14 protein-coding genes and 1 tRNA gene are annotated in these 18,030 nt (G+C 62.6%); 9 read left to right on the forward strand and 6 right to left on the reverse strand.

Annotated features, from left to right (window positions below; translation table 11 throughout):
• Positions 1 to 133: 133 nt before the first annotated feature.
• A complete protein-coding gene (locus Q4S45_RS05230) occupies positions 134 to 1,264 on the reverse strand; it encodes a GNAT family N-acetyltransferase (RefSeq protein WP_305509799.1) in 1,131 nt (376 codons plus the stop codon).
• 74 nt (positions 1,265 to 1,338) lie between these two features.
• Here Q4S45_RS05230 and Q4S45_RS05235 point away from each other — a divergent pair, with 74 nt between their 5' ends.
• Both Q4S45_RS05235 and Q4S45_RS05240 read left to right on the forward strand, forming a co-directional pair.
• A complete protein-coding gene (locus tag Q4S45_RS05235; RefSeq protein ID WP_305509801.1) occupies positions 1,339 to 3,351 on the forward strand; it encodes an NAD(+) synthase in 2,013 nt (670 codons plus the stop codon).
• 32 nt (positions 3,352 to 3,383) lie between these two features.
• Positions 3,384 to 3,722 (forward strand): P-II family nitrogen regulator, encoded by a 339-nt coding sequence (locus Q4S45_RS05240; RefSeq protein ID WP_305509803.1) that lies wholly within the window; start codon positions 3,384 to 3,386, stop codon positions 3,720 to 3,722.
• Between the two features lie 60 nt (positions 3,723 to 3,782).
• On the opposite strand, the gene Q4S45_RS05245 is transcribed toward Q4S45_RS05240, so the two are convergent.
• The 4 genes from Q4S45_RS05245 to trxB all read right to left on the reverse strand — a co-directional run bounded on the left by Q4S45_RS05245 (position 3,783) and on the right by trxB (position 7,207).
• Complete coding sequence (locus tag Q4S45_RS05245; protein WP_305509805.1) at positions 3,783 to 4,388, reverse strand: trimeric intracellular cation channel family protein; 606 nt, start codon at positions 4,386 to 4,388, stop codon at positions 3,783 to 3,785.
• A 199-nt stretch (positions 4,389 to 4,587) separates the two neighbouring features.
• Positions 4,588 to 5,325 (reverse strand): nidogen-like domain-containing protein, encoded by a 738-nt coding sequence (locus Q4S45_RS05250; RefSeq protein WP_305509807.1) that lies wholly within the window; start codon positions 5,323 to 5,325, stop codon positions 4,588 to 4,590.
• Between the two features lie 257 nt (positions 5,326 to 5,582).
• On the reverse strand, positions 5,583 to 6,242 hold the full coding sequence (locus Q4S45_RS05255) for a Smr/MutS family protein (protein ID WP_305509809.1): 660 nt from the start codon (positions 6,240 to 6,242) through the stop codon (positions 5,583 to 5,585).
• 8 nt (positions 6,243 to 6,250) lie between these two features.
• Positions 6,251 to 7,207: a thioredoxin-disulfide reductase gene (gene trxB / locus Q4S45_RS05260; RefSeq protein WP_305509811.1), complete on the reverse strand. Its 957-nt coding sequence runs from the start codon at positions 7,205 to 7,207 to the stop codon at positions 6,251 to 6,253.
• Positions 7,208 to 7,518: 311 nt separating this feature from the next.
• Between trxB and Q4S45_RS05265 the strand changes: the two genes are divergently transcribed.
• The 7 genes from Q4S45_RS05265 (at position 7,519) to Q4S45_RS05295 (ending at position 16,789) form a co-directional block, all read left to right on the forward strand.
• Positions 7,519 to 9,873, forward strand: coding sequence for a DNA translocase FtsK (locus Q4S45_RS05265; RefSeq protein WP_305509813.1), 2,355 nt, complete (start codon positions 7,519 to 7,521; stop codon positions 9,871 to 9,873).
• 97 nt (positions 9,874 to 9,970) lie between these two features.
• The gene (gene lolA, locus Q4S45_RS05270) at positions 9,971 to 10,612 is read left to right on the forward strand and encodes an outer membrane lipoprotein chaperone LolA (protein WP_305509815.1); all 642 of its coding nucleotides are present in this window, start codon (positions 9,971 to 9,973) and stop codon (positions 10,610 to 10,612) included.
• Between the two features lie 219 nt (positions 10,613 to 10,831).
• Positions 10,832 to 12,133 (forward strand): replication-associated recombination protein A, encoded by a 1,302-nt coding sequence (locus tag Q4S45_RS05275; protein ID WP_305509817.1) that lies wholly within the window; start codon positions 10,832 to 10,834, stop codon positions 12,131 to 12,133.
• Positions 12,134 to 12,563: 430 nt separating this feature from the next.
• Positions 12,564 to 12,758, forward strand: coding sequence for a hypothetical protein (locus tag Q4S45_RS05280; protein ID WP_305509819.1), 195 nt, complete (start codon positions 12,564 to 12,566; stop codon positions 12,756 to 12,758).
• Positions 12,759 to 12,863: 105 nt separating this feature from the next.
• A complete protein-coding gene (serS, locus tag Q4S45_RS05285) occupies positions 12,864 to 14,159 on the forward strand; it encodes a serine--tRNA ligase (RefSeq protein WP_305509821.1) in 1,296 nt (431 codons plus the stop codon).
• A gap of 161 nt (positions 14,160 to 14,320) precedes the next feature.
• Positions 14,321 to 14,411 (forward strand) — tRNA-Ser (locus tag Q4S45_RS05290).
• A 443-nt stretch (positions 14,412 to 14,854) separates the two neighbouring features.
• On the forward strand, positions 14,855 to 16,789 hold the full coding sequence (locus Q4S45_RS05295) for a hypothetical protein (protein WP_305509822.1): 1,935 nt from the start codon (positions 14,855 to 14,857) through the stop codon (positions 16,787 to 16,789).
• A gap of 247 nt (positions 16,790 to 17,036) precedes the next feature.
• On the opposite strand, the gene Q4S45_RS05300 is transcribed toward Q4S45_RS05295, so the two are convergent.
• Positions 17,037 to 17,861, reverse strand: coding sequence for a Crp/Fnr family transcriptional regulator (locus Q4S45_RS05300; protein WP_305509824.1), 825 nt, complete (start codon positions 17,859 to 17,861; stop codon positions 17,037 to 17,039).
• Positions 17,862 to 18,030: the final 169 nt, after the last annotated feature.

The raw sequence follows: 18,030 nt of genomic DNA on the forward strand, positions 1-18,030 counted from the left end.
TTTAAAGATAGAGGCTTGCACGGCCTGTGTGCAAAATTGCACAACAGGGTGTCCGAGGCTGCAGCGGTGCAGAGGGAAGCGTGGTGGCGTAGCAGATTTGCAACACTGAAGCGTGAGCCCACCCTTCAGCACCCTAGCGGAAGGGATTGCGCTCGTTCAGCTCGTCGATGTAGTCGTCGATGCCGCCGGCCTCGCGTTCGAGGAAGCGCTCGATAGCGTCGGCGAACGCGGGATGCGCCAGCCAGTGCGCCGACCAAGTCCGGGTCGGCAGAAAGCCGCGCGCCATCTTGTGCTCGCCCTGGGCGCCGCCTTCGAACGCGGCTATACCTTGCTCGATGCAGAATTCCAGCGGCTGGTAGTAAGCCGTTTCGAAGTGCAGGCAGGGCACGTATTCGAGTTCGCCCCAGTAGCGGCCGAACAGCGTGTCCTCGGAGTGGATCACCAGCGACGAGGCGATCGGCTTGCCGTCGCGCTCCGCGATCACCAGCAGGATATTCTGCGGCATGGTGCGGCCGATGCGCTGGAAAAAATCCAGGTTCAGGTAGGGCGTCGAGTGGTGCGCCGCGTAGGTGTGCTTGTAGCAGCGGTTGAACAGGCGCCAGTCGGCGTCGGTCGCATCGATCCCGCGCACGCGGCGCAGCGTGACGCCGGCCTCGCGCACCTTGCGCCGCTCCGCGCGAATGTTCTTGCGTTTCTTCTGTTCGAGCGTGGCGAGGAACTCGTCGAAGTCCTTGTAGCCGGCGTTCAGCCAGTGGAACTGCACGCCGCTGCGCAGCATGAAGCCGGCGCCGGCCAGCATCTGCGCCTGGTCTTCCGGCGGGTACAGGATGTGGGTGGACGACACCGCGGACGCCTTCTGGGTCGCGAGCAGCACCTTGACCAGGGCGGCGCGCGCACGCGCATCGACCGCCATCAGGCGCGGTCCGGTGACGGGCGTGAACGGGATCGCCGACAGCAGCTTGGGGTAGTACTCCAGGCCATTGCGATGGTAGGCGTCGGCCCAGGCCCAGTCGAACACGTATTCGCCATACGAGTGCATCTTGACGTACAGCGGCATGGCGGCGGCCAGCTCGTCGCCGTCGAACAGGGTGATGAACTGCGGCTGCCAGCCGGAGTCCGCGCTGGCGCTGCCCGACTCGTGCAGCGCATGCAGGAAAGCGTAGGACAGGAAGGGATTGGCGCGCTCCTGCGCCAGCGCCAGTCCGTCCCATGCGGCCTGGCCGATCTCCGACAGAGAAGAAACGATATGCGTGCGATAATTCATTGTCCAAAATTCTCCGAAGATCTGCTGCCTCGCGATGCATTTTACGCACAACGGCGCACGTCGATTGATCACAGATGAAAAAGCTGTTCTCCAATTTGTATTCGCACGATTTCGCGCGCGTCGCGGTGGCCACGCCGCGCTGCCGCGTCGCCGACCCGGCGTTCAACGCCGCGCAGACGATCGATATGGCGCGCAAGGCGCAGCAGCAGGGAGCGGTGCTGGTGGCGTTCCCCGAGCTGGGCCTGTCGGCCTACACCTGCGACGACCTGTTCCACCAGCGCGCGCTGCTCGAAGCGTGCGAGGCGGCGCTGCAGGCGGTGGTGGACGAATCGGCGAAGCTCGGCATCGTGATGATCGTCGGGATGCCTTTGCGCGTGGAGCACCTGCTGTTCAATTGCGCGGTGGTGGTGGCGGGCGGGCGCATTCACGGCGTGGTGCCGAAGAGCTACCTGCCGAACTACGGCGAATTCTACGAGGCGCGCCAGTTCAGCGCCGCCGATTGCGGCCTGGCCGATGAAGTGGCGCTGTGCGGCCAGCGCGCGCGCTTCGGCGCCTCGCTGCTGTTCGAGCTGGACGCGCTGCCGCTGTTCCGCTTTCACGTCGAGATCTGCGAGGACGTGTGGGTGCCGATTCCGCCGTCGTCGTTTGCCGCGCTGGCCGGCGCCACGGTGCTCGTCAACCTGTCGGCGTCGAACGCGCTGGTCGGCAAGTCCGGCTACCGGCACCAGCTGGTGTCGCAGCAGTCGGCGCGCTGCGTGTCGGCCTATTTGTATACATCGGCCGGCGCAGGCGAGTCCACCACCGACATGGCGTGGGACGGCCAGGCGCTGATCTGCGAAAACGGCGAGCTGCTGGCGCAGTCGGAGCGCTTCCTGGACGACTCGCACCTGCTGACGGCCGACATCGACCTGGAACGCCTGTCGCGCGAGCGCATGCGCCAGACCACGTTCGGGCAATCGGTGCGGCGCCATGCCGACGCGGTGTCGGAGTTCGAGGTGGTGAAAATCGAACTGGCGGTGACGATGGACCGGCCGCTGGCGCTGGAACGCAGGGTCGAGCGCTTCCCGTACGTGCCGTCGGACCCGGCGCGGCGCGACGAGCGCTGCACCGAGGTCTATAACATCCAGGTGCAGGCGCTGGTGCAGCGCCTGAGTTCGAGCGGCATGAAGAAGGTCGTCATCGGCATCTCGGGCGGGCTCGATTCGACCCACGCGCTGCTGGTGTGCGCGCAGGCGATGGACCGGCTCAAGCTGCCGCGCACGAACATCCTGGCGTACACCATGCCGGGCTTTGCAACCAGCGAGCGCACCATCGCGCAGGCGCGGCAGCTGATGGAGGTGATCGGCTGCAGCGCGTCGGAGATCGACATCCGCCCGAGCTGCATCCAGATGCTGAACGATATCGGCCATCCGTATGCCGGCGGCGCCGAGGTGTACGACGTCACGTTCGAGAACGTGCAGGCGGGCGAGCGCACCAACCATCTGTTCCGGCTGGCGAACCTGCAAGGCGCGATCGTCATCGGCACCGGCGACCTGAGCGAGCTGGCGCTGGGTTGGTGCACCTACGGCGTGGGCGACCATATGTCGCACTATAACGTCAACGCCAGCGTGCCGAAGACGCTGATCTCGCACCTGGTGCGCTGGGTCGCGGAGACCGGCGCCGTGGGCGCGGGCGGATCGCAGGTGCTGATCAACATCCTCGACACCGAGATCAGTCCCGAACTGGTGCCGGGCAAGGAGGGCGAAGGGCCGTCGCAGAAGACGCAGGACGTGATCGGGCCGTACGAGCTGCAGGATTTTAATTTGTACTACACGCTGCGCTACGGCTTCACGCCGGCCAAGGTGGCGTTCCTGGCGTCGACGGCGTGGGGCGAGCGTTACGCGCTGGCCGACATCAAGCGCAATCTCGGGATCTTCCTGTACCGCTTCTTCAAGACCAGCCAGTTCAAGCGCTCGTGCGTGCCCAATTCGCCCAAGGTCGGCACCGGCGGCTCGCTGTCGCCGCGGGGCGACTGGCGCGCGCCGAGCGATGGCGAGGCGGTGGTGTGGCTGGCGGGGCTGGACGCGATCCCGGATGGGTTAGAATAATCTATTAGCAACCGGCCAACAGGGGAAGAACCATGAAACAGATTACGTGCGTGATCAAGCCATTCAAACTGGACGAAGTGCGCGAGGCGCTGGCCGACGTCAACGTGACCGGCCTGACGGTGACCGAGGTGAAGGGCTTCGGGCGCCAGAAGGGGCATACCGAGCTGTATCGCGGCGCCGAGTATGTCGTCGATTTCCTGCCGAAGGTGAAGGTCGAAGTGGTGGTGGACGATGCGATGACCGACCAGGTGGTCGACGCGATCATCAAGGCGGCGCGTACCGGCAAGATCGGCGATGGCAAGATCTTCGTGCAGCATGTGGAGCAGGTGATCCGGATTCGTACCGGCGAGACTGGGGCGGAAGCCGTCTGATCAACACCTGGGTCAGGTCCGGCGGACCTGACCTCGTTCTTGTCGGCGCCGCGGATCCTGTCAGCGGCCCAGCCGCATGTCGAATTTCCAGCTGAGCAGGCGCATGACGACGATGACCGTGGCGCTGGACCACAGCGCAAAATCGTGCGGCATCTCGAGCCGGCGCATGATCAGGAACATCCAGCTGCCGAAGAAGGCGCAAATCGCGTAGGGCTTACCATCCCGGAACACCATCGGCACCTCGTTGCAGACGATGTCGCGCAGCACGCCGCCGAAAATCCCCGTAATCACGCCCATCATCGATGCGATGAACAGCGGCATGCCCGCGTCGATCGCGGAGGCGACGCCGGCGATCGAGAACAGGCCGAGGCCGATGGCGTCGGCGATGACGATCAGGCGTTCGGAGACCATCTGGCGCAGGGTGCGGATCAGCGGCGAGGCGATCAGGGCCAGCACGAAGATCAGGATCGCGTATTCCTGGTGGGTGACCCAGAACAGCGGACGCTTGTCGAGCAGGATGTCGCGCAGGGTGCCGCCGCCGAAGGCGGTGATGAAGGCGACGGTGAATACGCCGACCAGGTCCATGCGCTTGCGGCGGGCCTCGATGAAGCCGGAGAAGGCCCCGACCAGGATCGCCATGATTTCAATGAACTTAATAAGCGTCATGCGGTGGTTTGCTCGTGGGAAGGTGGACAGCCTAACATGCAGCTGTGCCTACATGCAAAGAGCATACATCCGCGTGGGGGGGGGCGGCGCAGCATGGCGCCGGCATGGGGGCCGCGCCGTGCCCGGAAATCGCCCGCGCCTGGACGTTAACGCAAAACGCGTGCGCACTGGTGCGCACGCGTCAGGTTTGCCGCTGCCGTCAGGCTTTCTTGCGGAGGCGCGCAGCGATGCCGGCCAGGCCAAGGCCCAGCAAGGCCAGAGTGCCCGGTTCCGGGACAGCCGCCGGAACGCCGCCATCGACGTTGAAGAAGCGCGCTTGATTGTTGCTCAGGGTGGTGCCGTCGACGAACGAAGCGAAGGCGACCTCGCCTGGGTTCGATGCGCTCAGGCCGTCCCCGAATCCGGCAGATACTCCGGCATGGTCACCGATATTGCCGTAGAAGAAGCCGATCTGGCCCTCGCCGGCAGGGATGACCGCCTGGTTGGACCGGATCACCAACTGGAAAGTCGCCGGGCCGCTGTAGTTCCCGGGGTAGTGCCCCATGTTCTCCCAGGTCACCACAATTTCGCCGTCGGTCGAGGTGTTGGCATACACGTTGGAAGCGGCGCTGCTACGCGAGTCGAGGTCGGTGTAGAAGCCGGCAATCATCGGCGCCACGGATTGGGTATCCAGCGGCTGGGTCGAATAGTTGCTGGAGCCGCTGCCGAAAGTCACATAGCCGTTCGAGCCCACATACAGGTCACTGTAGGCGTTGCCGAAGAAGTTGATAAACTGTCCGCTGCCCGAAAATGCGATCGGGCCGGCATAGCAGTCATCGCAATCGCTCGGGCCCGCGAGCATCGTCCCGTAGGTCGAGGTATATAAACCAGCTTGGGCCGACGACATTGCGGCCAGTGCCAGCGTTGCTGCGCACAACACATTCCACACCTTTTTCATGATGACTCCCTTGTAGTGGTTATAGTCAGACGCAGAACCTGAAGCAAATGCCGTGCCAACACAAAATGTCGTTTGTAATCAATGTGTTAAGAATTCTCAAACATTCTCACTGTAAATTTTACCGACAATTGGTCGATGGGGCCGGCCCCTGTTGGCGGGGGCGGCCGGGAGGGGCGGCCGCGCGGTCGATGTGGCGCCGGCGCCGCTTGCGCCAGATGTGGCCGCCGTTCTCCGCGTTCCGCGGAAACGGGGGGAGGTTAGCGATCGAGTGCGGGCCTGAGGAGGACGATGAGGGCGCCGTGGCCGCCATCGCGTTTGCCGGCAACGCAGAAGGCGACGACTTCGTCCTTTTGTACCAGCCAGCTGTGGACTATCGGACGCAGTACCGGTTCGCCGCCGGCCGAGCCGTAGCCTTTGCCGTGGATGACGCGCACGCAGCGCAGCCCACGCTTCATCGCGCGGCGCAAAAAGTCGCCCACCTGGTCGCGCGCGGTATCGCGGGTCATGTCGTGCAGGTCGAGTTCGTCCTGCACCGGCCAGTGCCGCTTGCGCAGCTTGCGCGCCACGTCGGGACCGACGCCGGGCGCCGAATAGCTGACGGTCGGATCGTCGTCGAGCATGCCTTCGACGTCGAACTGGTCCGACAGCGACTCGCGCAGCACCGCCGCATTGTCCTCTTCGACCGTGCGCGGTTTGACAGGGGCGCCCCGAACAGGGATGCGCGCCATCGGCGCCACGTACCGGTTCGACTCGGGCATCGGCTTGATGCCCTTGGTGGCGCTGTGGAACACGTTCGCTTCTTCCTTCGCCTTCTGCTCGCGCTTTTCGCGCTCGGCCTTTTCGATCGCGCGTGCCTGTTCCTGCTCCTTGAGCGTATCGCGCAAGGATTTCAGGTCGGCGAAGTCTTTCAGGCCCATGGCTGCGCTCAGTCTTCCAGCGCTTCCAGGTAGCGCTGCGCATCCAGGGCGGCCATGCAGCCGGTGCCTGCGCTGGTAATGGCCTGGCGGTAGATGTGGTCCTGCACGTCGCCGGCAGCGAACACGCCCGGGATGTTGGTGGCAGTGGCCATGCCTTCGAGGCCGGTCCTGGTCTTGATGTAGCCGTTGTGCATATCAAGCTGGCCTTCGAAGATGCTGGTGTTCGGCTTGTGCCCGATCGCCACGAACAGGCCGTGCACCGGCATTTTGGTGATGGCGCCGTTTTCGGTCGACTTGATGTTGATGCCGGTGACGCCGCTGTCGTCTCCGGTCACTTCGTCGAGCGTGTGGTTGTACTTGATGACGATCTTGCCTTCGGCCGCCTTGGCCTTGAGGCGGTCGATCAGGATCGGCTCGGCGCGGAACTTGTCGCGGCGGTGGATGATGGTGACCTTGGTGGCGATGTTAGACAGGTACAGCGCCTCTTCGACCGCGGTATTGCCGCCGCCGACCACGGCCACTTCCTGGCCGCGGTAGAAGAAGCCGTCGCAGGTGGCGCAGGCCGACACGCCCTTGCCCATGAAGGCCTGCTCCGACGGCAGACCGAGGTACTGGGCCGAGGCGCCGGTCGAGATGATCAGCGCGTCGCAGGTGAATTCGTGGCTGTCGCCCAGCAGGCGGATCGGCGTCTCGTTCAGGAAGGCGGTGTGGATGTGGTCGAAGATCACGTCGGTCTTGAAGCGCTCGGCGTGCTGCAGCAGGCGCTGCATCAGGTCCGGACCTTGCACGCCCATCGGGTCGCCCGGCCAGTTTTCGACGTCGGTGGTGGTCATCAGCTGGCCGCCTTGCTCGACGCCGGTCACCAGCATCGGGTTCAGGTTGGCGCGCGCGGCGTACACGGCGGCGCTGTAGCCTGCCGGCCCGGAGCCGAGAATCAGGACTTTGGCGTGTTTGGTAGTGGTCATGAGAGCTTCTTGGTCGTTGGTATGGAGGATAACTGGGGCCGGCGGCGGAAGGATCAAGGCCGACAGGCAATCCCGCGATTATAGACGATGATGCGGGAGGGCACGAGGCACGCCGCGACCGGGTCGGGGTCTGGTCCTGCGGAACGACGGGGACGCCTAGTCCCCATTTGCTGAGCACCTGATGAACTCCAAGATGGGGTCAGGTCCGCAGGACCAGACCCCTCACCATGCGTGAATGATCGGCCCGCCGAACAATATATGGCTTAGAATGGGCGCATCGCATTTTCGGCACGAAAACCTCTGTATTAAGTATGTCAAAAACAAGCCAATCCACAAACTCCAGCTATACCCGCAATCCGACCGTCCGGCAGCCGCTGCCGAACCGCCTGGTGCGCCTGCTGTCCGAGGCGCGCTGGATCGCGCTGGCGGTGCTGTTCCTCTACTTCGTCATCATCCTGCTCACCTATAACAAGGGCGACCCGGGCTGGTCGCACGATGTCGTCGTGCCGAAGGCGGCCAACATGGGCGGCCGCGCGGGCGCCTGGCTGGCCGACCTGATGCTGTTCATCTTCGGCTTTTCCGCCTGGTGGTGGTGCGTCTGCTTCGCCCGGCTGCTGTGGAAGGACTATCGGAACCTGACGCAAAAGCTCGAGGACAAGCAGGACGAGCCGGAACACCAGCACGAGGCGCTGATCCGCTGGATCGGCTTCGTGCTGCTGTTTGCCGGCAGCGTCGGCCTCGAATACCTGCGCATGTACACGCTGCGCGCGCAGCTGCCGCGCGCTCCGGGCGGCGTGCTGGGCCAGCTGATCGGCCATTCGTCCAGCGTCGCCTTTGGATTCACCGGCGCGACCCTGCTGCTGTTGCTGCTGTTCGGCCTGGGCGTGAGCCTGTTCTTCCACATCTCCTGGCTGTCGGTGGCCGAGCGCATCGGCGCCGCGATCGAGGTGACGATCGACTGGTTCCGCCTGCGCTACCAGGATCGCGAAGACCGCAAACAGGGCGAAGTGGCGGCGGTCAGGCGCGAGGAGGTGATCGAGCACGAACGCGCCAAGCACGTCGAGAAGCACGTCGCCGCGCCGCCGGTCAAGATCGAGCCGCAGATCGCGCCGGTCATCGTCAAGTCGGAGCGCGTCGAGAAGGAAAAACAGGCGCCGCTGTTCCGCGACCTGCCGGGCGATTCGCCGCTCCCGCCGCTGTCGCTGCTCGACGAAGCGGCCGAATACCTGGAAACCGTATCGGTCGAGACGCTGGAATTTACCAGCCGCCTGATCGAGAAGAAGCTGTCGGACTTCGGCGTGGACGCCAAGGTGGTGGCGGCCTATCCGGGCCCGGTGGTCACGCGCTACGAGATCGAGCCGGCCACCGGCGTGAAGGGCAGCCAGATCGTCGGCCTGGCGCGCGACCTGGCGCGTTCGCTGTCGCTTACCTCGCTGCGGGTGGTCGAGACCATCCCGGGCAAGAACTACATGGCGCTGGAGCTGCCGAATCCTAAGCGCCAGATCGTGCGCCTGACCGAAATCGTCGGCTCGAAGATGTACAACGACAGCGCCTCGCCGCTGACCATCGCGCTGGGCAAGGACATCGCCGGCAAGCCGGTGATCGCCGACCTGGCCAAGATGCCGCACCTGCTGGTGGCAGGTACCACCGGCTCCGGTAAATCGGTGGGCATCAACGCCACCATCCTGTCGCTGCTGTATAAGAGCGACCCGGCCGACGTGCGCCTGATCCTGATCGACCCGAAGATGCTGGAGATGTCGGTGTACGAAGGCATCCCGCACCTGCTGGCGCCGGTGGTGACCGACATGCGCCAGGCCGGCCACGCGCTGAACTGGGCGGTCAACGAGATGGAGCGCCGCTACAAGCTGATGTCCAAGCTGGGCGTGCGTAACCTGGCCGGCTACAACGCCAAGATCGCCGAGGCGGCCAAGCGCGAGGAGCACATCCCGAATCCGTTCTCGCTGACGCCGGACGCGCCGGAGCCGCTGGAGAAGCTGCCGACCATCGTCATCATCATCGACGAGCTGGCCGACCTGATGATGGTCGTTGGTAAAAAGGTCGAGGAACTGATCGCCCGTATCGCCCAGAAGGCGCGCGCGGCCGGCCTGCACCTGATCCTGGCGACGCAGCGGCCGTCGGTGGACGTGATCACGGGCCTGATCAAGGCGAACATCCCGACCAGGATCGCGTTCCAGGTGTCGTCCAAGATCGACTCGCGCACCATTCTCGACCAGATGGGCGCCGAAGCGCTGCTCGGCATGGGCGACATGCTGTACATGCCGCCGGGGACCGGCTTGCCGGTGCGCGTGCACGGCGCGTTCGTTTCGGACGACGAAGTGCATCGAGTTGTAAAACATTTACAATCGCTCGGCGAACCGAATTACATTGAAGGCATTCTCGAAGGCGGCACGCTGGAAGGCGAAGGCGGGGCCGACGGGGCGCCGGCGGGCGAGGGCGGCGGCGAGGCCGATGCGCTGTACGACCAGGCGGTGCAGGTGGTGCTGAAGAACCGCCGCGCGTCGATCTCGCTGGTGCAGCGGCATCTGCGGATCGGCTACAACCGTGCCGCGCGCCTGCTCGAGCAGATGGAAAACAGCGGCGTGGTGTCGGCGATGCAGTCGAACGGCAACCGGGATATTCTGGTGCCGGCCGCCAGCGCCGAGTAAAGGACAAAATGGGGTCAGGTCCGCAGGACCAGACCCCGAGCCAGCACATATCGGGGTCTGGTCCTGCGGACCTGACCCTATTTTTATAAGGAACACCATGCTAAACAAGAAAAATATTGTAGCCCCGCTGCTGCTAGCAGCAGCCTTTGCGCTGACCGGCGCTGCCCATGCGAGCGCATTGGAGCAGTTCAAGTCGTTCGTCGCCGGCACCAAAGCCGCGCGCGGCGAGTTCACCCAGCAGCAGATCAAGAAATCGGAAACCGGCAAGGTCACGCCGCCATCCACCGGCACCTTCCTGTTCGCCCGTCCGGGCAAGTTCATCTGGACGTACGTGAAGCCGTACGAGCAGTTGCTGCAGGCCGATGGCGAATCGCTGTACATCTACGACAAGGACCTGAACCAGGTGACGGTCAAGAAGCTGGGCAGCGCGCTGGGCTCGTCGCCGGCGGCGATCCTGTTTGGCAGCAATGACCTGGAAAAGAATTTCACGCTGAGCGAAGCGGGCAGCCGCAACGGGCTCGAATGGCTCGATGCCAAGCCGAAGGCCAAGGATTCGACGTTCGAGCAGATCAGCATCGGCCTGCGCAACGGCACGCCGGAAGCGATGGAGCTGCACGACGCGTTCGGGCAGACCTCGGTGCTGTCGTTCAAGAAGTTCGAAAAGAATCCTCAGCTGACGGCGACGCAGTTCAAGTTCGTGATGCCGAAGGGCGCCGACGTCTTTAATTCCGACCACTAAGCCTGTCGTTCCTGCGCAGGCAGGAACCCATGCTGAGCTCGCTTCGCCATGAACGCATTTTCAGCATGGGCCCCTGCCTCCGCAGGGGCGGCGGCGGTATTTTGGCGACGCCCGTGAACCCACCCGCCCGTTTGCCTGTCTTACAATAAGCGCCGTCTGTGCCTATCCGCTAGACTGGCGCTTTTCCGCACCCACTTTCACTCAAGCGACCCTTCGCCCATGGATGACCTGTTCAAGAACGAGCCCGCTGCGCCGCTGGCCGAAGCCCTGCGCCCGCGGACCATCGACGAAGTGATCGGCCAAAGCCACCTGCTGGGCCCCGGCAAGCCGCTGAACCTGGTATTCAAGTCCGGCAAGCCGCACTCGATGATCCTGTGGGGTCCGCCCGGCGTCGGCAAGACCACGCTGGCGCGCCTGACCGCGCATGCGTTCGACTGCGAATTCATCGCGCTGTCGGCGGTGCTGTCGGGCGTGAAGGACATCCGCGCCGCGATCGAGCAGGCCGAGCACTATCTGGCCGGCGGCAAGCACACCATCCTGTTCATCGACGAGATCCATCGCTTCAACAAGTCGCAGCAGGACGCGCTGCTGCCGTTCGTCGAATCGGGCCTGGTCACGCTGATCGGCGCCACCACCGAGAACCCTTCGTTCGAAGTCAACTCGGCGCTGTTGTCGCGCTCGCAGGTCTATGTGCTCAAGGCGCTGACTGACGCGGAAATGCTGCAGCTGCTCGCGCGCGCGCAGGAGCGGGTGCTCAAGCACCTGAAGTTCGATGATGTGGCCATCGCCACCCTGATCGGTTACGCGGACGGCGACGCGCGCCGCTTCCTCAACCTGCTCGAGCAGACCAAGACCTCGGCAGAGACGTCCGGCCTGACGCAGATCACCGGCGAATTCGTCGACAATGCGCTGACCTTGAATTCGCGCCGCTTCGACAAGGGCGGCGACAACTTCTACGACCAGATATCGGCGCTGCACAAGTCGGTGCGCGGCTCGCATCCGGACGCCGCGCTGTACTGGCTGTGCCGCATGCTCGATGGCGGCGCCGATCCGCAGTACCTGCTGCGGCGCATCGTGCGCATGGCGTGGGAAGACATCGGCATCGCTGATCCGCGCGCGATCCAGCTTGCCAACGACGCGGCCGCGACCTACGAGCGGCTTGGGTCGCCCGAGGGCGAGCTGGCGCTGGGGCAGTGTGTGATCTATCTGGCGATGGCGGCCAAGAGCAACGCCGGCTATAACGCGTACAACCGGGCGGTGGCGTTCGTCAAGAAAGACAAGTCGCGCGAAGTGCCGGTGCACCTTCGCAATGCGCCGACCAAGCTGATGAAGGAGCTGGGCTACGGCCACGAGTACCGGTACGCGCACGACGAGCCGCATGCGTATGCGGCCGGCGAGTCCTATCTGCCGGAAGGCATGGCCGAGCCGGGCTGGTACGAGCCGGTGCCGCGCGGGATCGAGGCGAAGATCGCCGAGAAGCTGGCGTGGCTGCGCAGCCTGGATGACGACGCGCGCGGCTAGTCGAAGATGGGGCCAGGTCCGCAGGACTAGGCCCCGATCCTGCCGCAGCCGCATGCACATCGGGGTCTGGTCCTGCGGACCTGACCCCGCCTTTGTCGCCGCCGCGTGGACCGCCACCTTCGCCGATTCGACAGGCTGCGCGTTCAACACCGATGTCAGGTCCGCCGGACCAGACCCCAAACCCGGCCGGCGGCGCATGCATATCGGGGACTGGTCCTGCGGACCTGTCCCCATCTTCCTCGTACCCGCACGCAAGCATCTGCGAGCAGGCCGCCGGCCATGCCTCAAAACCCACCCGCGCGCGGTTTCATTCCGCCTTTCCTGCGGCCTGTCCCGCGTTTTGCGCGCTTCATCGCAAGCCGGTGGAGAAGCCCGAGTTGACTGGCTAAAGTACCACCATACCAACTCGCTTCACCCACTGGAGATCATCATGAAAGTCCGCAAAAACATCGAAGCCGTGTTCATCGCCGCAGCCGTCCTGGCGACTTTCGCGACCTACGCTACCGCGAACGATTCGGCCGTCTACACCGCGACCCCAGTCGTCGCGGCCGCCACCAGCAACATGCAAGTCGTGGTCATCAAAGGCCACCGCCTGAGCGCCGCCGAAAAGGCCCAGCTGGGCTGATGCAGCAAAGAAGCGAGCAAGGCGCCGGGAGCTCCCGCCGAAACTCGCAGGGGAGTGCTGTCATCTTGGTACAATTGCGGTCTCCACTTACCGCCAATACCAACAATGATAGACATTCAACTTCTCCGCAAAGACATTGACAATGTCGCCACCCGCCTGGCAAGCCGCAAGTTTGTGCTCGACGTGGCAGGATTCAACGCCCTCGAAGCCGAACGTAAGGCGATCCAGATGCGCACCGAAGAACTGCAAGGCAAGCGCAACTCGCTGTCGAAGCAGATCGGCATGCTCAAGGGCAAAGGCGAAGACACCACTGCGGTAATGGCCGAAGTGGCCGGCTTGGGCGACGAGCTCAAGGCCAACGAGACGTCGCTGTCGGAAGTGCAGGCCAAGCTGGCCGCCTTCATGGAATCGGTGCCGAACCTGCCGCACGCCTCCGTGCCGGCCGGCCTCGATGAAACCGGCAACGTCGAAGTGCGCAAGGTCGGTACGCCGCCCGCATTCGATTTCGAGGTGAAGGACCACGTCGACGTCGGCGCCGCGCTCGGCCTCGATTTCGAAGTCGCCACCAAGCTGACCGGTTCGCGCTTTTCCGTCATGAAGGGCGGCATCGCCCGCCTGCACCGCGCGCTGGCGCAGTACATGCTCAACACCCACACCGGCGAGCATGGCTACACCGAGTGCTACACGCCGTACATGGTCAACGCCGACTCGATGCGCGGCACTGGTCAGCTGCCGAAGTTCGAAGCCGACCTGTTCTCGGTGAAGAAGGGCGGCGCGGAAGGCGAGGGCGAGACCTTCTACCTGATCCCGACGTCGGAAGTGACGCTGACCAATATTGTGCGCGACGAAATCGTCGCCGCCGACGAACTGCCGATCAAGATGACCGCGCACACGCCGTGCTTCCGCTCCGAGGCCGGCAGCTACGGCCGCGACACGCGCGGCATGATCCGCCAGCACCAGTTCGACAAGGTGGAGCTGGTGCAGATCGCGCATCCGGAAAAATCATACGAGGTACTTGAAGAGATGGTCGGCCACGCCGAAGCGATCCTCAAGAGCCTGGGCCTGCCGTACCGCGTGATGTCGCTGTGCACCGGCGACATGGGTTTCGGCGCAGCGAAGACCTACGACCTGGAAGTGTGGCTGCCGGCGCAGAACACGTATCGCGAGATTTCGTCGCTGTCGAACATGGAGGCATTCCAGGCGCGGCGCATGCAGGCGCGCTTCCGCAACGCGCAGGGCAAGCCGGAGCTGCTGCATACGCTCAACGGCTCGGGCCTGGCGGTTGGGCGCACGCTGGTGGCGATCTTGGAGAACTACCAGCAGGCCGATGGCAGCGTGGTGATTCCTGAAGCGCTGCGCCCGTACATGGGCGGGCTGGAGAAGCTGGTCCCGGCCGCCTGATCGCGCGGCGGGGGAGGGGGAAGAAATTTTCAACTTTCTTCAAAAAGACTCTTCCGTTTCCGTCAGGATTTGCTATAATTTTGTCCTCGCAGCAGCAAGCGAAAAGAATTTGAAGACCACCCTAGTGTCACTCACCTGGCCTAGAGTTCAAATGAAACACCGGAGAGGTGGCAGAGTGGTCGAATGTACCTGACTCGAAATCAGGCGTAGGGTTTCCCCCTACCGTGGGTTCGAATCCCACCCTCTCCGCCAGCAAGAAGAAAAGAGCTCCCTCACCGGGAGCTTTTTTTTCGCCTTCTCATGGGGGGAAATCAAAAAAGTTCGTGCGCCGAGGTCCCACACTGTTCAGCACCATCCGGCTTCGCCGGTGGGGTAGAAAGGGGGGTAAATTTTCATGGCACGCCACATTGATAGACTCTCTGCAGTCGTCGTGAAGTCCCTCAGTTCGCTCATCCTGTCTTGATCGGCTCAATCATGCCGCGCTGAAGGTCTGAACATAAAGGTTCTGGTGCTCCAGTCCGGTACGGACCTCCTGACATCAAAACTGGCGGGCGGCCGGGAACCTACATCGCCGCCGGTCATCTTGTTCCACTCTTCGCACTTAGTTTCCATCTCTGCTATTGTTTATCAAAGAATGCATCTCGCATCCTTTCGTGATTCGGGTGTCGTGCGGCACGTGAAAAAGAGGGGGCAATGTGAACGAGCAAGCAAGCGGTGCTGTCGGCGACACTGTGGACGAGAACAATGCGGCTCCAGCTTCAGGCTATGCCGCGCCGCAGCCGACTTCGGCGGCTACGCCGGCGGGCGCTGTGCGCGTGGAGGGGCTTGCCGAAACGCTGCATCATCTGCGCAATGAAATTGATCTGATCAGCCACGCCAGCAAGTTCGATTGGGTCAATAAGCGCCTCATTGTCCTTCGCAACGCGGTTATCGCCTTCAGCGTGATTGCCGGCTTCGTTGTTATTACCTCATTGTGCTATCACGAGGCATATCGGCAGACCCTAAATATCTCCATTTTCGACACGCCCGAGCGGCTTTCGGAACACGGCATCACAGGTCCTGTTGTCGCGAAGACGCTGTTCGACAAGCTGGTAGAGCGACGCAAAACCGTAACCACCCTGGATCCAGGCGATTTAAAAGAGGGCTGGACCGAGCACCGCAGCGATGTCGCGATCCCTGACACCCACTTCACGGTGAAATCGGTGTTTCGCTACCTCCGTGAACTCACCGGCAACGAGATAGTGGTGAGCGGTGAATTGCTGGTTGACGGCGACGACTTGACGATCAAGGCACGCGTCGCGGGAAATCCACCGCTGCAGGTAGCGGGCAAGGTTGCTGAATGGGACACCATGTTGGGCCAAGTGGCAAATTACATTTATGAAACCACGCAACCGGCCGTATTGGCCAGTTATCTCGGATTGACCGCGAAGACCGAAGAGGACCTGGCCCGCCTGTCACAACATATTGTCAAGATGATCAATATCACGCCGCGCCTTCCGCGCAACGTCATGGCCGTCGCATACGATGCCTACGGCGGCGCGTTGATGCGCCAGGAGAAACTGGCCCAGGCGCTCGCCGCCTTCAATCAAGCCATGTACTACGATCCTCGATTAGGGCTGGCGGTAATGAACGCCGCGGAAGTCAATTTCCGTCTTGAAAATATCGAAACGGCGAAAAAACTCTACGAAGAGGCGAGCCAGATGCAAATTGGCGACGCGGCCAAGCGGGCTGCGTTGAGGCGGCGCGTCTCGGTTGCACTGAATCGGGATGACTGCGTTTCGGGCGCCGTCGCGGTGGCCGATGCCCGCTCATATGCACGCTACGATGAGCAATGGGAAGAATGGATGCAGGCCAGGTTTATGGTTGAGTGCGACTATTCCGAGGAGAAGGGCGTCGCCATTGCCCGCAAGATCGCGCTGCTGCATCCCGATGCGGCGACTCCTTGGATTTATTTAAGCCTGCTCCTGCTCAAACGGCCGGACGAAAAGTATTTGTCTGAGGCGGCCGTGGCGGCCCAACGCGCCATCAACCAATCCACCGAGCCAATGGGCATCCTGAACTATTTTGCCCGTATTAATTTGGCTTACGTGGCCGCACGGTTGGGAGAGCATGAAAGGGCAATGAGGTTGATCGAGGACGCACGTGGGACTATCAAGGCGGATCGGAAAGATTTGAAGTCCACCTTGGGTCAGGTTTTGTATTACCACGGCGATTACAAAGCCGTGGAGGACCTGCTGCGCCCGATCACAACAGGGCGTAGCAACGGCCGCCCGGAGGAATACCTTTATATGGGTATGGCATTAGGAATGCAAAAGAAATTCGAGGAGGCGCGGCAAGTTTTCCAGCGAGCGCAGCTCATGTTTCCATTGAATTGCAAGCTACACGACGAGGCGGGCAAGCTGATGGTCGCCGCCGGCCACTTAAGCGAAGGGATTACCGAATTCGAAAAGGGCATCGCCGCGGTCAGAAAGTGCGGCTTGCCATACGTCAGCGAAGCACGGGCGCTGCTCGCAGTCAATCGCAGCGCCGAGGCCCGCGCCAGGTTGGAATCGCTGATCCAGGTTGCGCCCGATTCGGATGGCGCCGCGGAGGCGCGCGCGATTCTCGCCACGTTAGCCATGCCGCACTGACGGTGCGCTGTAGCCGAAGCCGGCCTGCGTACAGTTCCTCGTTTGATGTAAAAAGGCGATGCACGAACCCCAAAGCGTCGCAGCACGATCGGTAGGCGCGAAGTCGTCCGGCTGCGCGCTCGTGAGCCATGCGCGTGCGGCTCTTGGAGCTTTATCGAAACGCTTGTATCCACCAAAATCTGTCTAGTGATCTCAGGCTCGCCCCGCTTTCACCGCCGCGCTCGGTAATCTCACCCAAAATGATTAATCAACTGCCTGCTCGTCCCGAAGGCGGTGCCGCCTGCTCGCATTGGGGTGTTACGGGTGCCGCTCGATGGCCCACTGTCTTTGCGACTGCGTAGCACTCGCCGGCCTGATCTTCAAGGCCTGCACGATCGACGATCAGGATGGTTCCGCGGCGGTATTGGATAAGCCCGGCAGCCTGTAGCTTATGGGCGGCGGCAGTGATACTCTCTCGTCGGACTCCGAGCATTAGCGAAATGAGCCCTTGCGTCACCTTCAGTTCGTTCGACCCGGAGCGGTCAAGCCGGTCCAGGAGCCAGCGACATACCTTCTGCTCAATAGTGCCGTGCTGGCTGCTTACCGCATTTTGCGCCAATTGGGTAAACAGGGAATTAGCATATCGCATGAATACCTGCGGCAACGCACCTCCTTGCCCGAACGCCTCACGAAGAACTTCAGTCCTCACCCGAAATGCATAACCCATATTCTGAACCACGGCGTTGCTCGTCGCCAGCTCACCTATGAATAGCGACATTCCGACTACACCCTCCCGACTAATTACCGCAATTTCCGTCGATGCGCCATCAGCGGACACGTATTGAAGTGAGACGATTGCGGTCGTCGGAAAGTAGACGTAGGCCAGTTTTTGGCCCATCGTGAACAGGTCGGCACCGACTGAAAGCTCGACTAAATCGAGGTGACTGGCGAGCGCCGAAAGCTCCTCGTGCGGCAAGTCTGCCAGCACTTCGTTTTGTCTTGCGCCGCACAGCCATGCTGATTTACCAGGAGAAACTTTAATATTGTGAGGCGCTGACGGGGTGTCGCTTTTGATAGGTGAAACATCGACCATCCTGGAGTTCCTCCCAAAATTTGCGGACCGCTGTCATTTTGACATTACTTCACAGTCTAAACGTGGTTTGCTCATGGCAGGTCCTTTCGCCTCAAAAAAGGGACTGTCGCGTTAAAGTTGTCGCGCAGAGTCGGCTTAAAATTTCCTGCAGGGCCGAAAGGCACCGTCC

It is taken from the genome of Massilia sp. R2A-15 (assembly GCF_030704305.1).
Classification (GTDB): domain Bacteria; phylum Pseudomonadota; class Gammaproteobacteria; order Burkholderiales; family Burkholderiaceae_D; genus JAFCUW01.